This is a genomic window from Flavobacterium sp., assembly GCF_003525665.1.
GTDB lineage: Bacteria > Bacteroidota > Bacteroidia > Flavobacteriales > Flavobacteriaceae > Flavobacterium.
In genome coordinates this window covers 1-2,664 of sequence record NZ_DQDX01000165.1, presented here as the reverse complement: position 1 = coordinate 2,664, position 2,664 = coordinate 1, and the positions used below count along the sequence as shown (strand labels likewise).

At 32.8% G+C, this 2,664-nt stretch carries 4 protein-coding genes; 2 read left to right on the top strand and 2 right to left on the bottom strand.

The annotated features are described in order from the left end of the window. Positions 1 to 200 precede the first annotated feature (200 nt). Entirely contained in the window at positions 201 to 671 is a 471-nt protein-coding gene (locus DIU01_RS11615) for an Lrp/AsnC ligand binding domain-containing protein (RefSeq protein WP_035127947.1), read from the top strand. Between the two features lie 119 nt (positions 672 to 790). Beyond that, on the top strand, positions 791 to 1,069 hold the full coding sequence (locus DIU01_RS11610) for a hypothetical protein (RefSeq protein ID WP_290834625.1): 279 nt from the start codon (positions 791 to 793) through the stop codon (positions 1,067 to 1,069). A gap of 83 nt (positions 1,070 to 1,152) precedes the next feature. Here the strand turns inward: DIU01_RS11610 and DIU01_RS11605 are convergent, their stop codons facing one another. Together DIU01_RS11605 and DIU01_RS11600 are read right to left on the bottom strand one after the other, a co-directional pair. Next, positions 1,153 to 1,842, bottom strand: coding sequence for a zinc metallopeptidase (locus DIU01_RS11605; protein ID WP_290834623.1), 690 nt, complete (start codon positions 1,840 to 1,842; stop codon positions 1,153 to 1,155). 115 nt (positions 1,843 to 1,957) lie between these two features. After that, positions 1,958 to 2,629 carry a hypothetical protein gene (locus DIU01_RS11600; RefSeq protein ID WP_290834621.1) on the bottom strand — a complete coding sequence of 224 codons (672 nt, stop codon included), beginning with the start codon at positions 2,627 to 2,629 and terminating at the stop codon, positions 1,958 to 1,960. Positions 2,630 to 2,664 lie beyond the last annotated feature (35 nt).

Below are 2,664 nucleotides of genomic sequence, written 5' to 3'. Positions count from 1 at the left end.
TTTTGGTTTCCATTTTCCTGCTGCCTTTCCAAAGTCCCGATAAAAATCGGGAGCTTTTCCCTTGCATCAGGGCTAGTTAGCAATTGTCTTTTGTGAAATTTACGTTATTACATTAACTTTTGGTTATTAAAATCACATTTTGGCATTATTTGATTTCAGTTTAAAACAAAAAACTTATTTTTGATTTAAATTCATCAATTATGAAAATCAATCAGCTACAAATAGAAATTGACGGAATCGACAAAGAAATTCTGCGTCACTTAATGGAAGACGCACGAAAACCAATTCTGCAAATCGCCAATAAAATAGGAATTTCGGGCGCGGCAATTCACCAACGATTAAAAAAACTTGAAGAAGCTGGTGTAATTTCGGGTTCCAAATTTATTGTAAACAACAAAGTTCTTGGCTATAAAACCATGGCATTTATAGGAGTTTATTTAGAAAAAGCAGCATCCAACTCTGAAGCCGTAAAAGAATTAAGAAAAATCCCAGAAGTACTAGAATGTCATTACACTACAGGAAATTGGAGTATTTTAATCAAAATTATTTGTCGCGATAACGAACATTTAATGCAACTTCTAAATAAAAAAATCCAACCCATTGACGGCGTTTCAAGAACAGAAACCTTCATATCTTTGGAACAACAAATAGAAAGACAGATTCAACTTTAGATATCAGATTGCAGGTTGCAGATTTCAGATTTCAGGTTGCAGATTGCAGATTTTAGATAGCAGTGACAAACAATAAACAATAAACAATAAACAACAAACCACAAACCACAAACCCAAAAATGAACCTCAACAAATTCTCAAAAGAAAACGTAACCATAGCCTTTTATGTAATTTATGCAGCTTTAAGTTATGGCGCTTATTTACTTTTTCCAGGCGATGCAAAAACACCTAACTTCGGAAAATTACTGATGTTTCTTTTAATTCCTATAAGTTTTATTTACGCTGCAGCTCATGTTATCAGACACTTCAACTCAGATAAAAGTTATTTTAAATGCCTTTTAATTCATACTGTGGCTTGGTTTTCAATCATTACTTTTTTGACTAATTTGAAGAAATAGTGTGAAGATGGAAGATTTATAAATAAAAAAAGGATTTTAAAACAATTGTTCTAAAATCCTTTTGTGTTACTTCTTATTTCAAATTAATCTCTTGAAGCGCCCATGTATCGCATTATATAATATAAAAGCGTTGCGATTGAACCAATTGCTGCCACTAAATACGTTCTTGAGGCCCATTTTAAAGCATCCTCCGCTCCAGCATATTCTTCTTGCGAAACCATATTTTTGTTCTTTAACCAAGCCAACGCTCTGTTACTCGCATCATATTCTACTGGCAAAGTAATTACAGAAAATAAAGTCGTCACCGAAAATAAAATGATTCCAACAAGCAACAAACTTGGAAATGTATTGACCATCAAAATTCCGGCAAGTAAAACCCACTGCATAAAACTAGATGCAATTTGCACAACTGGAACCAATTTAGAACGCATCGTCAACCATTGATATGCCTGAGCATGTTGCACTGCGTGACCCACTTCGTGAGCAGCAACTGCAGCAGCCGCAGCATTTCTTTGATTGTAAACTGCCTCAGATAAATTTACTGTTTTATCCGCTGGATTGTAATGATCCGTCAATCTTCCTGGTGTAGATATTACTCTTACTCCACGAATTCCGTGATCGGCAAGCATTTTTTCGGCAATTTCGGCGCCACTCATTCCGTTTCTTAAATGCACTTTGGAATAGAAATCAAATTTTGATTGCAATCGACTAGAAACCAGCCAACTCACCAACATGACTAAACCACCAATTATCATTGAACCTGTATCAAACATAGTTTTCTATTTTTAAAATTTATATCAGATAAATATCAAATTGCACGCCAAATTTCACAAATGACAGTTTGACATTTTACTATTATACGTAAAAATTAAAAAATGTTACAAAAAACTATAGAATTGTTAGTCCAAAAACAAAGCGATTGTTTCCTTGTTCTTTCACAGTATTGTTTACATCGGCATAATCAGATTTCCATTTACCATTTGTAAAAGCAAATTCGTAACCAACATTCAATCGGATTTTTGTAGATTTATCATTAAATAAATACAACGATGCCGAAGGTCCAACATAAAACATACTGTTCTTTACAGAGAGATTTCCAACGTTATTTATCGGATTTAAATCGTTAAGATCAATTGAATTATTTTTCGTGTAAACAATAAGTTCTCCTGTGGAATAAGACAAATTAAGTCCAGATGTGAAAGCAACTTTTGTTTTATTAATCACATTGTAATGTACACGCAATCTGGTGGTAAAACCAATGTATCTATTTTCGTTACTTCCTTCTTCATTTTTAGAATTCAAAAAGCCAAAATCTAAATCACCTGAGTATTTTTTGCCAAAAACAGTCATACCTATAAATAGTTCTGGAGTGAAACTTTTAATTGTTGGCAAACCAGCATCTTCAAGTTTTGTGTTAATATTCAAATCATCTTGAATTTGAGCATTGATACCATACGTAAAATAAAATTTTGATTTTTCCGAAGTTTTTGCAACCTCTGTCTCTTGAGCAAACGAGCAACTAACAAAAAATAATGCGATTAAAACGTTTAAATTTCTCATGTTTATTTTGATTAATGTTTAGAAATCAAAAATAC

Excerpts from the sequence above, each read along its gene's own strand:
- DIU01_RS11615 (WP_035127947.1), top strand. The coding sequence starts at position 201 with ATGAAAATCAATCAGCTACAAATAGAAATTGACGGAATCGACAAAGAA.
- DIU01_RS11610 (WP_290834625.1), top strand. The coding sequence starts at position 791 with ATGAACCTCAACAAATTCTCAAAAGAAAACGTAACCATAGCCTTTTAT.
- DIU01_RS11605 (WP_290834623.1), bottom strand. The coding sequence starts at position 1,842 with ATGTTTGATACAGGTTCAATGATAATTGGTGGTTTAGTCATGTTGGTG.
- DIU01_RS11600 (WP_290834621.1), bottom strand. The coding sequence starts at position 2,629 with ATGAGAAATTTAAACGTTTTAATCGCATTATTTTTTGTTAGTTGCTCG.